17 protein-coding genes are annotated in these 20,046 nt (G+C 45.3%); 15 read left to right on the forward strand and 2 right to left on the reverse strand.

Features of this window, described 5'->3' with window-relative positions:
* The first annotated feature begins 66 nt into the window (after positions 1–66).
* The 11 genes from alaS (at position 67) to hemQ (ending at position 11,248) form a co-directional block, all read left to right on the forward strand.
* Positions 67–2,703 (forward strand): alanine--tRNA ligase, encoded by a 2,637-nt coding sequence (gene alaS, locus HMPREF0083_RS00145; protein ID WP_021618837.1) that lies wholly within the window; start codon positions 67–69, stop codon positions 2,701–2,703.
* A gap of 79 nt (positions 2,704–2,782) precedes the next feature.
* Positions 2,783–3,043, forward strand: coding sequence for an IreB family regulatory phosphoprotein (locus tag HMPREF0083_RS00150; RefSeq protein WP_040300962.1), 261 nt, complete (start codon positions 2,783–2,785; stop codon positions 3,041–3,043).
* Between the two features lie 87 nt (positions 3,044–3,130).
* On the forward strand, positions 3,131–3,541 hold the full coding sequence (gene ruvX / locus HMPREF0083_RS00155; protein ID WP_021618839.1) for a Holliday junction resolvase RuvX: 411 nt from the start codon (positions 3,131–3,133) through the stop codon (positions 3,539–3,541).
* Positions 3,542–3,553: 12 nt separating this feature from the next.
* Positions 3,554–3,841 (forward strand): DUF1292 domain-containing protein, encoded by a 288-nt coding sequence (locus HMPREF0083_RS00160; RefSeq protein WP_021618840.1) that lies wholly within the window; start codon positions 3,554–3,556, stop codon positions 3,839–3,841.
* Between the two features lie 3 nt (positions 3,842–3,844).
* A complete protein-coding gene (locus HMPREF0083_RS00165) occupies positions 3,845–4,147 on the forward strand; it encodes a DUF1292 domain-containing protein (RefSeq protein ID WP_040300963.1) in 303 nt (100 codons plus the stop codon).
* A gap of 199 nt (positions 4,148–4,346) precedes the next feature.
* Positions 4,347–5,387 carry an endolytic transglycosylase MltG gene (gene mltG / locus HMPREF0083_RS00170; RefSeq protein WP_021618843.1) on the forward strand — a complete coding sequence of 347 codons (1,041 nt, stop codon included), beginning with the start codon at positions 4,347–4,349 and terminating at the stop codon, positions 5,385–5,387.
* A gap of 111 nt (positions 5,388–5,498) precedes the next feature.
* Positions 5,499–6,140, forward strand: coding sequence for an O-methyltransferase (locus HMPREF0083_RS00175; RefSeq protein WP_040300964.1), 642 nt, complete (start codon positions 5,499–5,501; stop codon positions 6,138–6,140).
* The gene (locus tag HMPREF0083_RS00180; RefSeq protein ID WP_021618845.1) at positions 6,137–7,063 is read left to right on the forward strand and encodes a peptidase U32 family protein; all 927 of its coding nucleotides are present in this window, start codon (positions 6,137–6,139) and stop codon (positions 7,061–7,063) included. Before HMPREF0083_RS00175 ends, HMPREF0083_RS00180 begins: the two co-directional genes overlap by 4 nt.
* A 14-nt stretch (positions 7,064–7,077) precedes the next feature.
* Positions 7,078–8,382 carry a peptidase U32 family protein gene (locus HMPREF0083_RS00185; RefSeq protein ID WP_021618846.1) on the forward strand — a complete coding sequence of 435 codons (1,305 nt, stop codon included), beginning with the start codon at positions 7,078–7,080 and terminating at the stop codon, positions 8,380–8,382.
* 163 nt (positions 8,383–8,545) lie between these two features.
* Positions 8,546–10,369 (forward strand): peptidoglycan D,D-transpeptidase FtsI family protein, encoded by a 1,824-nt coding sequence (locus HMPREF0083_RS00190; protein ID WP_081695923.1) that lies wholly within the window; start codon positions 8,546–8,548, stop codon positions 10,367–10,369.
* A 135-nt stretch (positions 10,370–10,504) separates the two neighbouring features.
* Entirely contained in the window at positions 10,505–11,248 is a 744-nt protein-coding gene (hemQ, locus tag HMPREF0083_RS00195; protein WP_021618848.1) for a hydrogen peroxide-dependent heme synthase, read from the forward strand.
* Positions 11,249–12,416: 1,168 nt separating this feature from the next.
* Here hemQ and HMPREF0083_RS00205 read toward each other — a convergent pair.
* Positions 12,417–13,601: a DUF1343 domain-containing protein gene (locus tag HMPREF0083_RS00205; protein ID WP_040300975.1), complete on the reverse strand. Its 1,185-nt coding sequence runs from the start codon at positions 13,599–13,601 to the stop codon at positions 12,417–12,419.
* Between the two features lie 297 nt (positions 13,602–13,898).
* On the opposite strand from HMPREF0083_RS00205, the gene HMPREF0083_RS00210 reads away from it, so the two are divergent.
* Positions 13,899–15,038 (forward strand): toxic anion resistance protein, encoded by a 1,140-nt coding sequence (locus HMPREF0083_RS00210; RefSeq protein ID WP_040300966.1) that lies wholly within the window; start codon positions 13,899–13,901, stop codon positions 15,036–15,038.
* Positions 15,039–15,541: 503 nt separating this feature from the next.
* Here the strand turns inward: HMPREF0083_RS00210 and HMPREF0083_RS00220 are convergent.
* A complete protein-coding gene (locus HMPREF0083_RS00220) occupies positions 15,542–15,928 on the reverse strand; it encodes a hypothetical protein (protein WP_021618854.1) in 387 nt (128 codons plus the stop codon).
* Between the two features lie 111 nt (positions 15,929–16,039).
* On the opposite strand from HMPREF0083_RS00220, the gene HMPREF0083_RS00225 reads away from it, so the two are divergent.
* The 3 genes from HMPREF0083_RS00225 (at position 16,040) to HMPREF0083_RS00235 (ending at position 20,038) form a co-directional block, all read left to right on the forward strand.
* Positions 16,040–17,353: a sigma-54 interaction domain-containing protein gene (locus HMPREF0083_RS00225; RefSeq protein ID WP_021618855.1), complete on the forward strand. Its 1,314-nt coding sequence runs from the start codon at positions 16,040–16,042 to the stop codon at positions 17,351–17,353.
* 157 nt (positions 17,354–17,510) lie between these two features.
* Entirely contained in the window at positions 17,511–18,584 is a 1,074-nt protein-coding gene (locus HMPREF0083_RS00230; protein WP_040300968.1) for a tartrate dehydrogenase, read from the forward strand.
* 14 nt (positions 18,585–18,598) lie between these two features.
* Positions 18,599–20,038 carry an aldehyde dehydrogenase family protein gene (locus HMPREF0083_RS00235; protein WP_021618857.1) on the forward strand — a complete coding sequence of 480 codons (1,440 nt, stop codon included), beginning with the start codon at positions 18,599–18,601 and terminating at the stop codon, positions 20,036–20,038.
* The last annotated feature ends 8 nt before the right edge of the window (positions 20,039–20,046 follow it).

Below are 20,046 nucleotides of genomic sequence, written 5' to 3' on the forward strand. Positions count from 1 at the left end.
TGGATCATACTGGATAATCAACACCCTTGATTTATTATATTGTAAAGCATGGAGGGGTAAGCTGAAATGAAACATATGTCAGCCGCTGAAATTCGCCAGAAATTCCTGGATTTCTTCGTCAGCAAAGGCCACAGAGTCGAGCCGAGTGCACCATTAATCCCGATTGACGACGCTTCGCTGCTCTGGATTAATAGCGGGGTTGCTACGCTGAAGAAATATTTTGATGGACGCGTTATTCCAGAGAACCCACGCATTACCAATTCGCAGAAATCGATTCGTACGAACGATATCGAGAACGTTGGGAAGACGGCGCGACATCATACATTCTTCGAGATGCTTGGAAACTTCTCTATTGGTGATTACTTCAAGGAAGAAGCAATCGTATGGGCATGGGAATTTCTGACGAGCCCGGAGTGGATCGGATTCGATCCAGAGAAATTATCCATTACTATTCATCCGGAAGATGATGAGGCTTATGAAATCTGGAATAAGAAAGTAGGCGTACCGGATGAACGAATCGTACGTCTTGAAGGGAACTTTTGGGACATCGGGGAAGGTCCTTGTGGACCGAATAGCGAAATTTTCTATGACCGTGGAGAGAAGTATGGAAATGATGCGAGTGACCCGGAATTGTACCCAGGAGGAGAGAACGAACGTTATCTCGAAATTTGGAACCTTGTATTCTCACAATATAACCATAACCCGGACGGTTCGTACACGCCGCTTCCGAAGAAAAACATTGATACCGGCATGGGATTAGAACGCATGGCTTCTGTTATTCAGGATGTTGAGAACAACTTCGAAACAGACTTGTTATTCCCTATTATTAAAGCAACCTGTGATATTGCAGGTGTAAAATATGGCGAGTCACAGGAGAAAGACGTAGCACTCAAAGTAATAGCAGACCACTCCCGTACGGTTGTGTTCGCTATTGGTGATGGTGCGCTTCCATCCAATGAAGGCCGTGGATACGTCATTCGACGCTTATTACGCCGTGCGGTCCGCTACGGGAAAGTGCTCGGTATTGATAAATCCTTCCTTTATACATTGACGCCGGTTGTCGGTGAAATCATGAAGGCATACTATCCAGAAGTACTGGAGAAGCGTGAGTTTATCGAGCGCGTTATTAGAAATGAAGAAGAAAGATTCCACGAAACGTTGAACGAGGGTCTGCATATTCTCGAGCAAATGGTACAAGCAGCCAAGAAAGCCGGACAAACCCAGATTGGCGGACCGGAAGCATTCAAGCTGTACGATACGTATGGATTTCCATTCGATTTGACTGAAGACTTCGCTGCAGAGCAAGGGATGACCGTAGATAGAGAGGGATTCGACACGGCGATGGAAGAGCAGCGTGCCCGTGCCCGTGCAGCCCGGCATGATGAAGATAGCATGCAGGTACAGGGCGGCGTACTTGGCGATATTAAAGTCAAGAGTGAGTTCGTTGGATATAAAGAGCTTGCGACTAGTGCCCGTGTTGTTGCCATCGTGCATGAGAAAGAGTCAGTCGATATGATAGGAGCGGGCACAGAGTGCCAGATAATCCTTGACCGTACGCCGTTCTATGCTGAGTCAGGCGGACAGGTAGCCGATAAAGGCTTGCTTAGTGCAGGACAAACCCAGGCAAGAGTGCAGGATACCCAGAAAGGGCCAAATGGTCAGAATGTGCATACGATTTTTGTTGAGAGCGGCACATTAAAAGTAGGCGATACCGTAGAGGCTATCGTGGATCGCGCATCTCGTGCTGATATTATCAAAAACCATACGGCTACACATTTGCTGCACCAGGCACTCAAAGATGTACTCGGTACACATGTTAACCAGGCCGGTTCCCTTGTTGCGCCTGATCGGCTTCGCTTTGACTTCTCTCACTTCGGCGCGGTAACCGCGGATGAATTGGAGGAAATTGAGAGAAAAGTCAATGAACAGGTTTGGCGTAATATTGAAGTGAATATTATGCACAAATCGTTATCGGAAGCAAAAGCCATGGGTGCAATGGCACTTTTTGGGGAGAAGTACGGCGATGAAGTGCGGGTTGTACAAGTAGGTGACTATAGTTTGGAGCTATGCGGTGGATGTCATGTAAACAATACGGCAGAAATTGGTTTGTTCAAAATTTTGAGTGAAGCAGGCATTGGGGCCGGTACGCGCCGCATTGAAGCCGCAACCGGACGCATGGCATATGAATACTTGAATGCACAGCTTCATACGCTAAAATCAGTAGCGGATGAGCTGAAAACAACCATCATCAACGTGCCGCAGCGGATTGAGGCGCTGAAAGGTGAGATGAAGGGGCTGGAACGTGAGAATGAATCGCTGCGTGCCAAATTAAGTAATCTGGAAGCTTCTTCACTGACCGAACAGGTGAAGGAAATAAAAGGTGTGAAAGTATTGGCGGCCAAAGTGAACGGCGTCGATATGGACAACCTACGCAATATGGTAGATGATTTGAAAACGAAGCTTGGCTCCGGCATTGTTGTACTTGGTTCTGTGAAGGACGACAAAGTTAACATTGTTGCGGGTGTAACAAGCGATTTGGTTCAAAAGGGGCTTCATGCAGGTAAAGCAGTAAAAGAAGTAGCCGTGCGCTGCGGTGGCGGTGGCGGTGGTCGTCCGGACATGGCTCAGGCGGGCGGAAAAAATCCGGCACAATTGGCGGAAGCACTTGAATTCGTGAAGAGCTGGGTACAAGAGCAAATTTAGTGGAAATGTAAAAAAGGGAATTCAGCAGTTTGGGGCGAATATGAAAAGGAAGAAGATCCTTTGAAAGAGGTGCTAGGCAGTGAGTTCCATGGATCATACCATGAAGTTTAATTTTAAGCAGGACGAAGTAGAAGTGGAAGCTCGGGAGGTCCTGCTGCAGGTGTATGATGCGCTTGAAGAGAAAGGATACAATCCGATTAATCAAATCGTCGGTTATTTAATCTCTGGAGATCCAGCCTATATCCCGCGCCATAACAATGCGCGTACGCTTATCCGAAAATTGGAGCGTGACGAATTAATCGAGGAGCTTGTTCGTTCATATCTTCGCTCAAATCGATAGCACCATCAAGAATTCCTAACGTATGGACCGCCTTCTTCCCCATATGGAGAAGAAGGCGTGCCATATGGAATGAGTAGGAGAGAATGTATGCGTAAAATGGGACTCGATGTTGGGGATAAGACCATTGGCGTCGCAATCAGCGACGAACTTGGCTGGACCGCGCAAGGAATTGAAACCATCCATAGAGAAGGAAAGAAAAAAGACTATTTTCGTATTGAAGAGCTCATAAAACAGTATGATATCGGGGAAATTATTGTCGGGCTCCCTAAAAATATGAACGGTACGATTGGACCTCGGGGCGAAGTGTGCCAGGCGTTTGCAGACTATCTGCATAATCGTTCGCGTCTTCCCGTCAAGCTATGGGACGAGCGCTTAACGACGATAGAGGCGGAGAAGATGCTCGTTTCTGCTGATGTCAGTCGCAAGAAAAGAAAACAAGTCATTGATAAAATGGCAGCGGTAATCATACTACAAAATTACCTGGATGCCCAAAAATAGGAGGTTACGCGTATGGATTTGGAAAAAATGGGAATTGAAGTCGGAGAATATATTACGATTACAGATGAAGAATCTGGACAGGAATATGAATATCTTGTGATGTACATCTTCGAAATCGAAGATCGCACATATCTTTGCCTGGTGCCTGCGGAACAGGAAGACCAGGAAGAATACGAAGTGGAATTCCTTCGCTATGAAGGTACGGATATGCTGCAGCCGATTGAAGATGAGCAAGAATGGGAGCAGGTAGAAGCTACTTTTGAAACACTGATGAACGAACTGGACAAAGAGGAGAGCTAAGCTTTGGAATTCTGTCCAGGTTCGGCGTCGGAAGTACGCCATCTGCGGGATTCCTGGGGAAACCGGGTGGAATGGTACGACACCCGGCTTGAACGAGCAGAGCGCTATGAGATTATGACCGAGATAGACGTAGCAGGGCAAACATACGTGGTGCTCACTGCTGTTGGTGCTTCCGATCCGCACCCGTATTTGTTCAGGTATTCTTTAGCAGAAGGTACCCCATCGTTTGTTCCGGTTGAATCGGAAGAGGAATGGGATCAGGCTGCGGATGCATTTGTTGCATGGCTGGATACACATCATGCCTGAAGGCTCGTATCGCATGAATAAAAAGAAGCCATCGAAATTTTTTCGATGGCTTCTTTGCTTTGCGATAAATCGACACAAATATGTGATAATGAATTATAGAAAAGAAATGGAAGAACAATAACTGATCCCCACGTGTTTTGTCGAATGTTGTATAATAAATCGGTGGAAACAGGCAGAGAAAAAGGAGAGTAGGGTATTAATGAGAAAGATAATGAAGATTGCGTTTGGCATTTTGCTTCTGTTTGCCCTTGGGGTAGGCGGAGTCGCGTATTATATCTGGAATGGACTGCAACCGATAACAGCTGAGAATGGCCAGAAAAAAATCGTGGAAATTCCACCGAGCTCATCCTTGATTAAAATCGGAAATATTCTGGAAGATAACAAGCTTATTAAGGATGCCCGACTCTTTTCCCTCTACGCCAAGATAAAAGGAAAAGGTACAGATATCAAAGCGGGCAAATACCAATTGAGCGCGGGCCAATCAATTGATGAGCTTCTTAAGAAAATGTCGGATGGTGACGTTTACAAAGACACTATCACAGTAACAATTCCAGAAGGATATACGGTAGAGCAAATTGCCGCCCGTCTGGAGCAAAAAGGATTAGGGAAAAAGGATACATTTCTTAAGGAAGTCAACAGCGGCGTATTTCCGCAGGAAATTGTAAAAGGTATTCCGGCTGATAAGCGTATCAAGTATAGGCTGGAAGGATATTTGTTTCCTGATACGTATGAATTCAAAAAAGGAACGACCGAGCACCAGATTATCGAGCGGATGCTGGAACGTTTTGAAGATGTATGGAAAACAGAATGGGATGGCCAGTTAAAACAGCACAACTTGACAAGGCATCAGGCTGTGACGCTGGCATCAATTGTGGAGCGTGAGGTGCGTTCTGATGATGAACGCGCGAAAGTGGCGGGCGTATATTTCAATCGTCTTGCTCAGCAAATGCCGCTTCAGGCTGACGCTACAGTGCAGTATTTATTCGATAAACAGAAAGAACGGGTTATGCACAGCGATTTGAAACAGGATAGTCCATATAACACATATAAAGTAAAAGGACTCCCGCCAGGACCAATCGCAAGCCCGGGCGAAGCAGCATTGCAGGCGGTTACAAAAGCGGACAAGCATAAGTTCCTTTTCTATGTAACAAAAAAGGATGGAACCGGTCAGCATTATTTTGCGGCAACCTATCAGGAGCATTTGAAGAATATTGATAAGAGCAAAAAGAATGAAAAATAGATTTTGCAATGTGGGTATGCTATCATAGAGGGGTTTATCCCACTCTTAACGGACAGCAATCCTTACTGAGGGAAGTTTTACTTTATGAAAAAATAACGAGGTGTAAATGGGATGATAACCTCAGACCCTATCGTACGGTATATGGAATCACTCGTTGCGCCGCGCAATGAGCTGCTTACTAGAATGGAGCGAGAAGCTCAAGCAGAACATATTCCGATTATCCAGCTTTCAAGCATTCAACTGCTTCACGTGCTATTGAAGGTGCATCGGCCGAAGCGGATTTTGGAGGTAGGTATGGCCATCGGATATTCGACGATTTGGCTGGCACAGGCAGCACCGGACGCGCACATTACGTCAATAGAAATTTCCGAGGAAATGGTCGAACGTGCACGGCATAATTTTAAGGAAGCAGGCGTAGATGAGCGAATTACCGTGCTGCACCAGGATGCGCGAGAAGGATTGGCAGGCGAGCATGCTTTTGATTGTATCTTTTTAGACGCAGCCAAAGGACAATATCAGGTGTTCTTTGACAATTTTGCGCCGTATCTCGTAGAGGGCGGACTTTTGATATGTGATAATGTCTTTTTTCGGGGCATGGTTGCCGAAGAAGAAGTGCCGAAAAATAAACGCGGCATGATAAAGAAGCTGCGGGCATTTAACCAATTTTTAGCCGAACATCCGGCGTTTGAAACATCGTTCATCTCTATTGGAGACGGACTGGCCTTATGTATAAAACGGGGGGAAATAATGTGAAAAAACCGGAATTGCTTTGTACGGCCGCCAATCTGGATGAGCTTGTAAAAGTTATCGAAGCCGGTGCAGACGCAGTCAGCATTGGACACGAACGATATGGCTTGCGGGTAGCGGGCAATTTTGAAGTCGAGGAGATTCGCAAGGCGACAGAAGCTGCACATGCGCGTGGGGCAAAAGTGTATGTATCGGTTAATGCCCTGTTCCATAATGACGATTTGGAAGGATTGCCCGAATATTTGAAAACGCTCGAAGAAATCGGAGTAGATGCTATCGTATTTGGTGATACGGCTGTCGTGATGATTGCGCGTCAAATCGGGCTAAAGGTGCCATTGCATTGGAATGCTGAAGTGCTGACAACCAACTATGAGACAATGAATTACTGGGGAAGAAAAGGTGCGACACGTGCATTCGTAGCCCGTGAGTTAAACATGGATGCCATCGTGGAAATAAAAGAAAATGCAGAAGTTGAGATTCAGGTACAGGTGCATGGAATCACATGCATTTTCCATTCGCGTCGTGATTTGGTGACTAATTATGAGAAATTCATGGGTCAGGAGCCAAAGCCGGCCAGCATGGATCGCAAGCTGTTCATTACAGAAGAAAAACGAGACGATTTACAATATCCGATTTTTGAAGATCGGAATGGAACGCATATCATGAGTGCGGAAGATATTTGTATTCTGGAATATCTTGACGAATTAATGGATGCGGAAATCGACAGCTTCAAAATCGAGGGTATCATGAAGGATACTGACTATAATGTAAAGGTAGTATCAGCTTATCGCCGTGCGATTGATGCATATGCGGAAGGACCAGAAGCGTTCCTTAACAATATAGGCAATCTTATGGAGGAGATTCGTGCCATTCAGCCATCGCATCGTGAGCTGACAACAGGATTCTTCTTTAAAGAGCAAGTTTATTAATGAGGTGATTCATCATGACGGAGATAAATGTTATTTCTGATAAAAAAATTATGACTCCGCGTGGGCCCGTTCTTCAGAAGCCGGAAGTGCTGGCGCCGGCAGGGAATCTGGAAAAGCTTAAGTTTGCGGTTCGTTATGGTGCGGATGCTGTGTATATCGGAGGGCAAAGCCTTGGCCTGCGTGCTAATGCGGATAACTTTTCATTCGATGAGATGAAGGAAGCGACAGATTTTGCCCATGCGCACGGCTCTAAAGTGTTCGTGGCGACGAACATTATTGCGCATAATGAAGACTTGTATCAAGTGGACGATTTCATGCGCAGCTTACAGCGTGCGGGTATTGATGCGATTATTGTCGCTGACCCTGCGTTAATTGAAAGAACAAAACAAGCTGCCCCGGATATGGAGCTTCATTTAAGCACTCAGGCGTCTACAACGAATTGGCAGACGGTACAATTCTGGAAAGAAGAGGGCGTGAGTCGTGTCGTACTGGCCCGTGAAGTATCGGTACAGGAAATCCGTGACATTAAAAAACATGTGGACATCGAGATTGAAGCGTTTGTGCACGGCGCCATGTGTATTTCTTATTCGGGCCGCTGCGTGTTGTCTAACCATTTCACTGCGCGTGACTCGAACCGTGGCGGTTGTTCACAGTCCTGTCGCTGGCAATATGATATGTTTGAAGAACTTCCGCAGGAAGAGGAGACAATCGGACAGATCGGCAAGACACCTCTTCCGATGTTCAACGAGCAGGACCCACAGTTTACGATGAGCTCGAAAGATATGTGTATGCTTGGGTTTTTGCCTGATATGATTCAAGCGGGAGTAGATAGTTTCAAAATTGAGGGTCGTATGAAAAGTATTCACTATGTAGCGACGGTAACAAACCAGTATCGCCGTGCAGTAGATGCGTATTTTGCCAATCCGGAACAGTACAAGCTAAATCCGGAATGGATGGAAGAGATTCGCAAGGCATCTCACCGTTCACTTACGACCGGCTTCTTCTATGGAACACCTACGGAGCAGGATCAATTATACGGTGAGAATGAAGATATGCCGCAATATGATTTTGCTGGTCTTGTATTGGATTATGATGTGGAGACGAGGATTGCTACATTGCAACAACGTAACAAATTCAGTGTTGGGGATACAGTAGAATTCTTCGGTCCGACCATGGAGCGCTTTGAGCAGACGGTGACGGAGATGTGGAACGAAAAGGATGAAAGCATCACATCTGCGCCTCATGCGATGCAGATGGTGAAAGTGCGGATGGACCGCCCGGTTTCCAAGCATGACATGATGCGTAAGGAAAAGAAGTAGTATTTGTTGACGGTGAAAATCAATACTGTGTTGTAGTCGCTGCAAGCTAAACGCCGGTTCCTCACTCTGGGCCGGCGTTTTTGCATGCTGTTTAAGCCCCTTTATATGCGGCAAGACTGAATACAGAGTCTTATCGTAACGGAAAGGGGCTTATGCTTATACCATGTCATTGAATCATAAAAAGCGACGAATGTTTATCGTTTTGGTGATCTTTACGTTTTTATATACAGGAATCATTACAAGGCTGGGGTGGATTCAAGTCATCGGTACCCATTCCTTCTCGCCGCACAATGTAGACCTTGTAGAAAGGGCGGTAGCACAAAGACGGGAGAAGCTGGTGCTCGATACAGGCCGTGGCATGATTTACGATCGTAAAGGCGTGCCATTGACCGGGGAAGAACAGACAGGGCTGGCTATCTTTCCGCTTGTTCGTTATTCACTTGGTGAAAGCGAAAAAATCGGTAAGCTAGGGCACATATTGGGTGTAACAGAAGCAGAGGCGCGTTTGCTCCTTTTAAACGTAAAACACGCTGGATTTTGGAAGGATAAGAATGGAAAAATTGTTCCGCTACGTGAAGATCAGGCACAGCAAATTCGGGAATTAAATATTGCCGGTATTGTACCTCTGCCGGTAACGACACGTTATCCGAAGGATGGAGTTGCTCACCATGTTATTGGATATATTGGGCAGAATGCGAAGCTTATTCAGGATAAATATCAAGAAGATTTGGATGCCGGGGTACTGCGTACAACAAGTAAAGTCGGCGTAGCTGGATTGGAGCGAGCATTTCAGCCGTTTTTGGCCGGAGTAGGCGAGAAATCTGTTTCTTATTTTGTGGATGGCCGCGGAAATCCGCTTAATGGACTTGACGTACGGCTGAATCAAACGGAGAACTCTTTTTATCCGCTTACCTTGGTGTCTACGATAGATGCCGGAATACAGAAACAGCTTGAGGCGGCATTTGACTCATCGCCTGTAGACAAGGGGGCTGCTGTCGTGCTGGATATAAAAACGCGTGATGTACTGGCTATGGTGTCGCGGCCTGACTTTGACCCGTCGAAGCTGAATACATCGCCCGATACATGGAAAAACCGTGCGATTAAGCAAGCAGTTCCCGGCTCTGTTTTTAAAATCGTAGTGGCCGCTGCAGCGCTTGAGGAAGGAATAGTTAAGCCTGAGGATCACTTTACGTGTCATGGACAGCTAGGTAAGTACGGCTTTTCCTGTTGGAAAAAGGAGGGGCATGGCGATATAACGTTTGAGCAGGCGTTTGAACAGTCCTGCAATATTACGTTTGCCGAAATCGCCAAAAAAATCGGGCCGGAAAAATTGCAGCTATATGCAACGAAAATGGGATTGAATCAGCAGATTGGATGGGAAAAGATGCCCTTTTATAAGCTGGGCAAATTTCAGCAGCTTGACGGAGAAGATAAAGGGCGCGTGTTTGCCCACAATGTGCCTAACCGTGATGAAGGGATTCTAATCCAGACCGGTATCGGGCAGCGTGATGTTCAGCTAACGCCATTGCAGGCCGCTAATATGGCTGCCATTATTGCTGATGACGGCAAGAAACAAAAAGTACGTATCGTTCAGTCGATTAATTACCGAAACGGGACGACATTTTACCGCTTTGAAGACCGTCCGCTAGACGGTGTGGATATTTCCCCAGCGACAGCTCGTACACTGCGCTTTTTCATGGGAGGGGTGGTTGATCATGGAACAGCCACCATGCTGCAAGGATTGCCGTGGCAGGCTGCCGGAAAAAGTGGAACCGCACAGACCGTTGTTCAGGGAGAAGCAAAAAACAATCAATGGTTTGTGGGCTTTGTCCCACGGGAGAGTCCCCGTTACGCGATTGCCGTGTTAGCCGAAGAGCAACCAACCTCAGGCGTGAACCAGGCGATCAAGCTGTTTGGTTCATTCGTAACCAATCTCGCACAGGAGGAGAAAGCGGCAGCGGCGGCAAGACACGAAGCGGGAAGATAGAAGTTCTTGTTCATCCTTTGTGACAAATGCGTGAAAAATACTAAGGTGTGATATTTTACCGTGATTTTTGCTATAATGATGGATGATAGTTAAAGCAAGTACATAGCAAAAGCACCGATAAGGAGTTGACGAATCGTGAGTGAAGCAGTAAATACGCTTGAGGGCTGGTTTGCCCTGCATGATTTCCGTTCCGTTGATTGGACTGCATGGACAAGCGCACCGGAAGCGGAGCGTCAGGAAGCGCTTGAAGAGCTGCATGCATTTATGCGCAAATGGTCAGATGTGGAAGCAGGCAAGCAAGGCAGTAGCGCGACTTTTACCGTCGTTGGACATAAGGCCGATATCGCATTCATGCATTTGCGTCCTACGCTTGAAGAACTGGAAGCGGTTGAAGCAGAATTCAATAAGACGCTGTTTGCGATGTATACGATCCAGAACTATTCATATGTATCTGTTGTTGAATTAAGCAGCTACATATCACAGGCAGAGAATCCGGAAGAAGATCCTGCGATTCAGGCACGATTAAAGCCGGCTCTTCCAAAGACGAAGCATGTGTGTTTCTATCCGATGAATAAGAAGCGCGAAGGCAATGATAACTGGTATATGCTGTCAATGGAGGAGCGCCGTGGTATGATGCGTAGTCACGGTATGATTGGTCGCAGCTATGCGGGCCGCGTGACGCAGATTATTACCGGATCCGTTGGCTTTGATGATTGGGAATGGGGCGTTACGCTGTTTGCTGATGATCCGATCGTATTCAAGAAGCTTGTATATGAGATGCGCTTTGACGAAGCGAGTGCACGGTTCGGCGAGTTCGGAACATTCATTGTTGGAAACCGTATGACAGAGGAACGCCTGGCTGAATATTTTTCAGTATAGGATATAAAGAGTTGTGGGCAAATGCACGCTTGCTTGTCTTCTTCCGCTGGGAGATCATGTAAAAGCGTTCCGTTGCCCCTCTCTTCTCTCATCTCACCAAACTTTGTATGTGTATATCAGTCAAGCATAGAATTTGATGTAGCCCCTATGATGCTACACATTATAATAGTTAAAAAGAGGATAGATTGAAGCAGAAAATTATCTGCTCTTCTATGCTTTTTTGTGCCACAAATGACCCTATTTATTACAACAACTTGATTTTGCCACGGCATATCATTATTTTCGTACCCCTCGCAGGAGTCGCTGAGATGCTGCTAATAGTTTCGGCAATTGCATCTTTGTTTTTCATCGTCGCAATCGTAACTTTAACTGTATTTTTTCAGTCACTTCCTCCTTTCCTGTAAACCATTTAATTATTGCATAAGCATTTTCCACTTGTTCGATGCTTATTTTTTTTAAAGATTGAGCTGTTTCTCCAGAGATGACTCCCAAGTCGTCATAACCATTAGGAAATTCAACTTTATCTCCTGACATGGCTTTTGCATGAACTTTTTCCCCATTTCCCAAGTAAATAGAAACGGAATAGAAATCGACATTCTCAAGGTCTTTTTGGGGACCTATATAATATAGCTTTCCCGGCCCAAAACGTGATTCTGTCGGTTTTATTTTAATAATATAGTTGGTAATTTCCCAATGTGGGCTCTTACCATTTGTTTCTACAATAAAAAAGTTATTTGTTTTTTCGACTGTTTCACCATTTTAGAAGGAGATATATGTAGAATGTTAAAAAAAGACATAACTAAGTTTAAAATTTTGACGGGTTTCCCTTGGTTATGTCTTTAGTCAACCCTTTTTTGTATAAAAAGGATCGGATGTTTTTATAGTAATTTTTTAATCCACCTTTTGTACAGAAAACAGAACCGTTGATATACCTAGAACACGGAAAAGCGTGGGCCTTACTTTCTTATTATCTTTTTTAGCTACTGTCGATGTATCATCAAAGTTCCTGCCTTTTAGATTTTCACAGAAAAAAGGTACCTCACTTTATTTGTGACATACCTTGAAAATAATAAAATGTGTACCATTATATTTAATATTCATTTATGGCTGAATATAGCTCTAATCATGTTTAACAGATCGTAAAATTGCTACTGATTGAAAGCTAATTTTATTGATAGATAAGGTATTTTTTGCGCTCTTCTTTAAACTTATTGAGCTGTGGCGCATATTTGGCTTCGATTTGCTGTGGACTGAGTCCCTGAGAAAGGTAGAGTCCGATTTTATCTGTGCCCATAATTTTGTCGAACATAACGATTGTTTTTCCGCTCTTTGGCACTTTGAACTTATTCAAAGAATGGGCATATGCGAGCGCATAAATACCGGTTTTAGCCGGATTGAATGTACGGTAATCGGTAATTTTCAGACGCACCCCGCCAGCAGAAACGCGCTTCTCCGCAATAAACGTAACACCCGGAAGCTTCGCGTTATTCATCAGTGTGGCGTATTTTTTGGAATCGATTCCTTTACCCCCGATCCATTTAAATGCGTCAGCCTGGAAAATACCTGTACCTTCACCTAGGCCCGTAGCGTTATAGCCGAATACGGATTGTAAATCCGGCATAACGGGAGAACTTTGTACCCAACGCAGGCCTGTATCCTGATAAATCATGTTTCGCGTATAGCCTTCCATTGGTACCACTTGCAGGTTTGCGCCGATTTTGCGATTGAAGAACTGACCGAGTTCGCCTGCGGTCATACCGTGTGTCATTGGAAGGTTGTCCACACCGACAAACGTTTTGAACTTATCTTCGAGCACAGGTCCATCCACCGTAAGCCCACCTAGCGGATTCGGTCTGTCCAGCACGACAATTGTTTTGTTATTTTGTTTTGCGGCTATCATGCAATAGTTAAGTGTAGACATGTATGTATAGGAGCGGGCACCGATGTCCTGTAGATCAAACACAAGTACATCGACATTAGCCAGCATTTTAGCGGACGGCATTCTTGTACTTCCGTACAGGCTGTAGATAGGAATTTTAAGCGTCGGATGTGTCGTGGATTCTACATACGCCCCGGCTTTGGCTTTACCGTCAATTCCGTGCTCAGGACTGTACAGGGCAGTTAGTGTGGCATTCGGATATTCTGCCAACACCGAAATGGTGCTTTTTCCCTCGCTGTTGACGCCTGTCTGATTGGTGATCAGACCAACGCGTTTTCCGTCAATCAGATGTGCATACTTGTCCAGCAGCACTTCATTGCCCAACTTGAAGTCATTCTCCCGTGCTTGAACCTGCGGCATGGAGATGCCGATGGCCAGGAGAAGCGTGATCATGAGCAGCAGTGTTTTCTTCATTATTTTCTCTCCCTTGATGTGGCAAACAAAACAGATGTCTGTCTCGCTTTTCCATGTATTTCTTATATAAATGGACGCGAAAGAAGGAAGATAGTTTCGGGAAAATCGTTCTTTTTTCCATTGCTCTGGTTTCATACCCATAAATTTCACTTGCAATATGCCGATGCCCAGCTATTTTGTTATGAAAGCTCCTTGATTCTCCCATTTTTGTGTATACTAATAAGAAAAGAAACTTTTTTTGTATTCATTCGTTTATAGTAACAAAGCCAATACGGCATATTTTAGGAGGCGATATATATGGATGCCTTATCAACTACTCGTTCGAATACAGACCCGCTTTCCCTGATGGAAACATCGTCGGATGCGGAACGCCTGGATATATCGAAGCTGTCTGAGGAAGATCAAAAACGGGTACGTGAGCTTGCCAAGCAGATTGAAGTCAAAGATAGCGGTGCGGTGCTACAGTATGGTGTAGGCTTGCAAGGGGAGATTTCCCGTTTTTCTGATTCTGTGCTTGATCATGTACGTGCGAAGGATAGCGGCGAGGTCGGACAGGCTCTTACAGAATTGATGCTTAAAGTTAAAGAGGTCGATACGGATACGCTATCAGGCAAAAAAAGCGGCTTCCTGTCAAAGGTTCCGGTTATTGGCTCATTCGTAAAATCCGGACAAAAGTTTGTGGCTCAATATGAAAAAATGGGTACACAAATTGAGACCATTACAAGACAATTGGATAAAGCAAACGCCCAGCTGCTTAAAGACATATCATTAATGGACGCGCTGTATGAAAAAAACAGGGAATTCGTACATCAGATTGATTTATATATTGCAGCCGGTCAATTGAAGCTGGAAGAGCTGGAACGCGAAGTGATGCCGGAACTGAAGCGAAAGGCAGAAATGTCACAGGACCCGGCTGATGTACAGGAACTGAACGACATGGGACAATTAATCAATCGGCTTGAGAAAAAAATTCATGATCTTGTGCTGACTCGTACTGTGACGATTCAATCCGCACCACAAATCCGGCTTGTACAGAATAATAATCAGGTGCTTGTAGAAAAAATTCAGTCTTCCATTCTGACGACGGTACCATTATGGAAGAATCAGCTCGTTATCGCTATTAGCTTGCATCGCCAAAAGCAGGCATTGGAAGTGCAGAAACAGGTGGCGGATACGACGAACGAGCTGCTGCTGAAGAATTCGGAGCTTTTGAAGACGAATTCCATCGGTATTGCCAAGGAGAATGAGCGAGGCATTGTGGATATCGGTACGCTAAAGAAAACGCAGGCGAATCTATTGGAAACATTGGAGGAAACCTTAAATATTCAACAGCAGGGACGTGAGAAACGCAGACTTGCTGAAGCTGAAATCAATAAGATGCAACATGAGCTGAAGGAGAAGCTGACTGCGCTTGCCATGCAGCGCCAAAATCGCTAACAGAAGAGTATATAATAGTAAGAAGAAGTAGGGAGAGGCATAAATATATAGATTACACTTGATATTTCGACAGGGGAGTGTGGTTGGAAGTAGGAGATTTAGAAAAAGAAGAAGTTGGATGTGCCCTGCACTCCGGCAAAAGAAGGATGGGCGTGTCTTTTTCCGACCACCGCCCGTCCCCTTTTTTTACCTCCCACCACAAGCGTGTGCTGTCCTTTTTCGCCTGGCCGAGGCAAAAAGCGGCCCTCTGAGCTTGGGTGTGGGAGACGAACCGACGCCCTCTACGCTTCTGTGCGGGAGACGAACCGACGCCCGTTTGAGGCACGGTGTGATGACGATCCACTCTGGATCATACTGGATAATCAACACCCTTGAAATGAATGTTTACTTTTACTTCTTTATGATGTATAATGGTAATTCCTCCATAAGTAAAAAATCTTTTCTTTTGTAAAGGATACTTTTTCCTCTACGAATCAGTGCATTACCTCTTATCGTTTCTTTTCTTATTCTTTAAAACTTCCATGTATAAGTTTGTAGGAAATCGATGATAATAAGTATTGGCTTTTATTTTTGTTAACGCAATTCACACTGGCGCGGTCTTCGGAGCCGCAAGGATGGAAGAGAGGTAGGGCTTTCGTCGTTTTGAGGTTCAAAAATTTTGGCATACTATTTGGATTATTGAGGTTGTGGACGGCGTATGCATATTTGTCCACTTTAGCACAATGGCTAAGAGCGACTTTAGGCGGAGTGCATGCTCTTAGCTCTGGATAGTCAGTAAAAGGCCTTCCTTTTTTGCCTGGCAAAACGAGAGGAAGGCTATTTTTATATCTTTTCCCGGGTGTATCCTGTCTGTGCATGCGTCCCGTAGTATAATAAAGTACAACTTCCATCGGTGGGGTCTTTCTTCTCCGTTGGTAGTTTGTTGCATATATTGGGAGGATTATGAGCCGTTAGACCAGGATAGAACAATCCGATAAAACACATCAGGCAGGTGATACCGGATGCAACCAATGAAGCCAAATTATACGCAGGCTATTATTGATGCCTCGCATGACGGAGTAATCGCCGTCGACAAAGAAGCGAATATTATGTTTGTCAACCGCAACGCACGCGAAATTCTTGGTTTGCCTGACAACATTGTTGGCAAGAAAATATCAATGTTTATTCCTAATTCTGATATGCTGCGTATTTTATCAACCGGAAAAACGGAGCTCGGAGATATTGCTACTATTTTAAACCGACAGATTCTCATTAATCGGTTACCGATTGTCATGGATGGGCAAATCATGGGTGCGGTTTCTACATTCAAAGAAATTACAGACATTCAAAAGCTCGAAATGCATATTCGAAAAACATTCAATGAAAGCGGGTTGGAGGCCCGTTACAGGCTACAGGATATCGTTGGCAGCTCCGAAGCAATGAGTGAAGCGAAGAAGTTGGCTGCAGCTTTTGCAAAGACAGCTGCGACCATTTTAATTACGGGTGAATCTGGTACCGGAAAAGAACTGTTTGCACAGGGTATCCATCTTGCGAGCTCACGTGCTGCAGGCCCTTTTGTTGCAATAAATTGTGCAGCGCTTCCGGGAAATTTGCTGGAAAGCGAATTGTTCGGATATGAAGAGGGAGCCTTCACGGGTGCCAGAAGAGGGGGAAAGTCTGGACTTTTTGAACAGGCACATGGTGGAACACTGTTTCTTGATGAAATCGGCGAAATGTCGCTGCCGATCCAGGCAATGTTACTGCGGGTGCTGCAAGAGAAAAGAGTGCGGCGTATCGGTGGGGAGAAGATGATTCCGGTGGATGTACGGATTGTTGCTGCCACGAATCGAAATCTTGAGGAATCTATCGAAAATAAGCAGTTTCGTTCTGATCTTTATTATCGCATTAATGTTTTGACGCTTGAGCTACCACCTTTAAGGGATAGACTTGAAGACATTCCTGAGCTGCTGAAACACATAATGAAGGAAACGGGTGAGAGGTCGGACAAGAATATAGCTGAGGTGGATGAGGTGATTTATACGTGGTTTGGACAGTATGACTGGCCAGGTAATATTCGGGAGCTACGCAATGTAGTTGAACGAATGGTCCTTTTATGTGAGGGGGAACGTCTTGGTGAAGAAGATATTTCATTTTTCTTGAGAAAGCTTATGCAAAAATCTAACAAACACAACAAGGGAAGCGTGGAGGAAAATGAAAAAACGGCACTTCTGTCGGCGCTGCAATATACGAATGGAAACAAGTCGGAAGCTGCTAAAGCCCTAGGAATAGATCGGACAACCTTATGGCGTAAGCTTAAAAAATACGAATTAGAGTAAAGTTGCGTATGCAACAACATGTATCAACTATTGCAACATTTATGGTAAGATATTTTACATCCAACCTCACTATAAGCAGTTGATTCAGAAAATTTTTAATTGGCATTATTATTGCAATTATAAAAGTGATGAATCAGCTTATAAAGGAGAAGTAGAGATGAAATTTTATTCGGTAGGGGTTATTCCAGGTGACGGAATTGGTCCGGAAGTAATGAAGGAAGGACTGAAGGCTCTTCAAGCACTCGAGAAAATTCATGGCGGCGTGTCATTCGATATTCATTCATATAATTGGAACTGTGACTATTACAAGAAAAATGGGAGAATGATGCCGGAGAACGGGTTAGACATTCTAGCTGAGCATGACGTGATTTTGCTTGGTGCCATCGGTGCTCCAGGTGTTCCGGATTATGTATCGGTGTGGGAGCTTATTCTTCCGATTCGTCGCCGCTTTCAGCAATATGTCAATATGCGTCCGGCCAAATTGCTGCGTGGCATGGTAAGTCCTCTCAGGTATAAAGAGCATGCGGATTTGGATTTTGTGATTGTTCGCGAGAATACGGAAGGTGAATATTCCGATATGGGGGGGAGGCTTCATCGTGGGACCCCTTATGAAATAGCGATACAGAATAATGTATTCACGCGCTTCGGTACGGAACGGATTATCCGTTATGCGTTTTCACTTGCTGAAGAGTCGGGCAAAAGCCGGGTCATCGGAGCAACCAAATCAAACGGAATCAATCACTCAATGCCATTCTGGGATGAGATATTCAAGGAAATCGGACAGCATTATCCGCACATGGAAACAAACCTATACCATATTGATGCATTGGCTGCCTATTTCATCAGTAAACCGGAAACGTTCGATGTTGTGGTCGCGAGTAATTTATTTGGCGATATTTTGACGGATTTAGGCGCCGCGATTGTCGGGGGACTTGGTCTGGCACCTTCCGGCAATATTAACCCGGAAAAAGAATATCCGTCCATGTTTGAGCCAATTCATGGCTCAGCCCCGGATATTGCAGGTAAAGGAATTGCCAATCCGATCGCACAAATATGGAGCATAAGCATGATGATGGATCATCTGGGACATCGTGACCTTGGTCGCCTGCTCCTGGAGGCGATTGAAGACGTGCTGGAAGAAGGAAGTATTCGTACGCCGGATATTGGCGGGAGTGCAACTACTTTGCAACTTGGAGACGCTATCATCAATAGGATGATCGAGAAAGCGTAGAGGAGGATGTACGTATGGAAAGCAACATGGCAATGAATACAGATATGTATCCACTGTATATCGGCGGAAAACGTGTTGAAACCAATAAAATAGTACCTGTTTTTCATAAATACACGGGTGAGCAAATCGCTTCTATCGCCTGGGCGGAACAATGCCATGTAGAAGAAGCAGTAAGCTGTGCACTGCAAACATTCAGAGACAGTACACTTGCTCCATACGAGCGGTATGAAATATTATTGAAAGCTTCATCCATTGCGGAACAGAGAAGGGAAGAACTGGAGCGCTCGTTGTGCCGGGAGGTAGGCAAACCGCGCAAAGATGCGAAGGGAGAGCTGGATCGTGTTATTAATACACTACGGTTGTCCGCAGAAGAGGCTAAGCGCATCTCCGGTGAGATGGTTCCCCTTCATGCGACGGAAGGAGCGGAAAATCGCATAGGCTTCGCCATTCGTGTCCCACGGGGTGTCATCGGTGCAATTACTCCGTTTAATTACCCGCTCTTGCTCAGCACGCATAAGGTGGCTCCGGCTATCGCTGCCGGAAATACCGTTGTGTTAAAGCCGGCCCCGAATACTCCGATCGCATCCTTTCAATTAGTAGAAATTTTGGAAGAGGCAGGGCTGCCGCAGGGCTATGTCAATATCATAACAGGTGGTGCTGAAGCAGGGGAGTGGATGCTTGATGATCCACGTATTGCTATGTATACGTTTACAGGATCGGAGGCGGTCGGGGCTCGTATTAAGGAGAGAAGTGGGTTACGCCCCGTAACACTAGAACTTGGCAATAATTCACCGAATATTGTGCACAGTGATGCGGACTTAGGAAAAGCGGCGGGAGCGCTCGCGGCAAGAAGCTTTCATAATGCCGGACAGGCATGCATTGCTGTTCAGCGTATTTTCGTCCAGAAGGATGTGCTTCAGGAGTTTACGAATAAATATCTTGCACATGTTCAACAACTCGTGGTGGGAGATCCGGAAGATCCGGCGACAGATGTCGGCCCTATGATTAGCGAGAAGGAGGCGATTCGGGCCGAAGAATGGGTACATGAAGCATTGAGCGAGGGTGCGGAGCTATTATATGGAGGCAAAAGGGAAGGCGCCATGATGTATCCTACAGTATTAGCGAAGACCAGACCCGAAATGAAGGTGAATTGTCTGGAGGTGTTCGCACCGGTCGTTACCATCTCGCCATACGAAACGATTGAAGAAGCATTTACGATAGCGAATAATTCAGCGTACGGATTGCAAGCCGGACTGTTCACTTCAGACCTGAACATTGCAATGCAAGGAGCACGTAAGCTTGAATATGGTGGAGTTATTATTAATGATGTTTCCACATACCGAAACGATGTGATGCCGTACGGTGGTATCAAGAATAGCGGTCTGGGTAAAGAGGGACCGCGCTATGCGGTAGAAGAAATGACGGAACTCCGAATGGTCGTTCTGAATCTATAACCATAAAT

This window comes from Aneurinibacillus aneurinilyticus ATCC 12856 (genome assembly GCF_000466385.1).
Taxonomy (GTDB): Bacteria; Bacillota; Bacilli; order Aneurinibacillales; family Aneurinibacillaceae; genus Aneurinibacillus; species Aneurinibacillus aneurinilyticus.

Excerpts from the sequence above, each read along its gene's own strand:
- mltG (WP_021618843.1), top strand. The coding sequence starts at position 4,347 with ATGAGAAAGATAATGAAGATTGCGTTTGGCATTTTGCTTCTGTTTGCC.
- HMPREF0083_RS00160 (WP_021618840.1), top strand. The coding sequence starts at position 3,554 with ATGGATTTGGAAAAAATGGGAATTGAAGTCGGAGAATATATTACGATT.
- HMPREF0083_RS00230 (WP_040300968.1), top strand. The coding sequence starts at position 17,511 with ATGAAATTTTATTCGGTAGGGGTTATTCCAGGTGACGGAATTGGTCCG.
- ruvX (WP_021618839.1), top strand. The coding sequence starts at position 3,131 with ATGCGTAAAATGGGACTCGATGTTGGGGATAAGACCATTGGCGTCGCA.
- HMPREF0083_RS00190 (WP_081695923.1), top strand. The coding sequence starts at position 8,546 with ATGTCATTGAATCATAAAAAGCGACGAATGTTTATCGTTTTGGTGATC.
- HMPREF0083_RS00210 (WP_040300966.1), top strand. The coding sequence starts at position 13,899 with ATGGATGCCTTATCAACTACTCGTTCGAATACAGACCCGCTTTCCCTG.
- HMPREF0083_RS00185 (WP_021618846.1), top strand. The coding sequence starts at position 7,078 with ATGACGGAGATAAATGTTATTTCTGATAAAAAAATTATGACTCCGCGT.
- HMPREF0083_RS00225 (WP_021618855.1), top strand. The coding sequence starts at position 16,040 with ATGCAACCAATGAAGCCAAATTATACGCAGGCTATTATTGATGCCTCG.
- HMPREF0083_RS00235 (WP_021618857.1), top strand. The coding sequence starts at position 18,599 with ATGGAAAGCAACATGGCAATGAATACAGATATGTATCCACTGTATATC.
- alaS (WP_021618837.1), top strand. The coding sequence starts at position 67 with ATGAAACATATGTCAGCCGCTGAAATTCGCCAGAAATTCCTGGATTTC.
- HMPREF0083_RS00175 (WP_040300964.1), top strand. The coding sequence starts at position 5,499 with ATGATAACCTCAGACCCTATCGTACGGTATATGGAATCACTCGTTGCG.
- HMPREF0083_RS00220 (WP_021618854.1), bottom strand. The coding sequence starts at position 15,928 with ATGGAAGTTGTACTTTATTATACTACGGGACGCATGCACAGACAGGAT.
- HMPREF0083_RS00205 (WP_040300975.1), bottom strand. The coding sequence starts at position 13,601 with ATGAAGAAAACACTGCTGCTCATGATCACGCTTCTCCTGGCCATCGGC.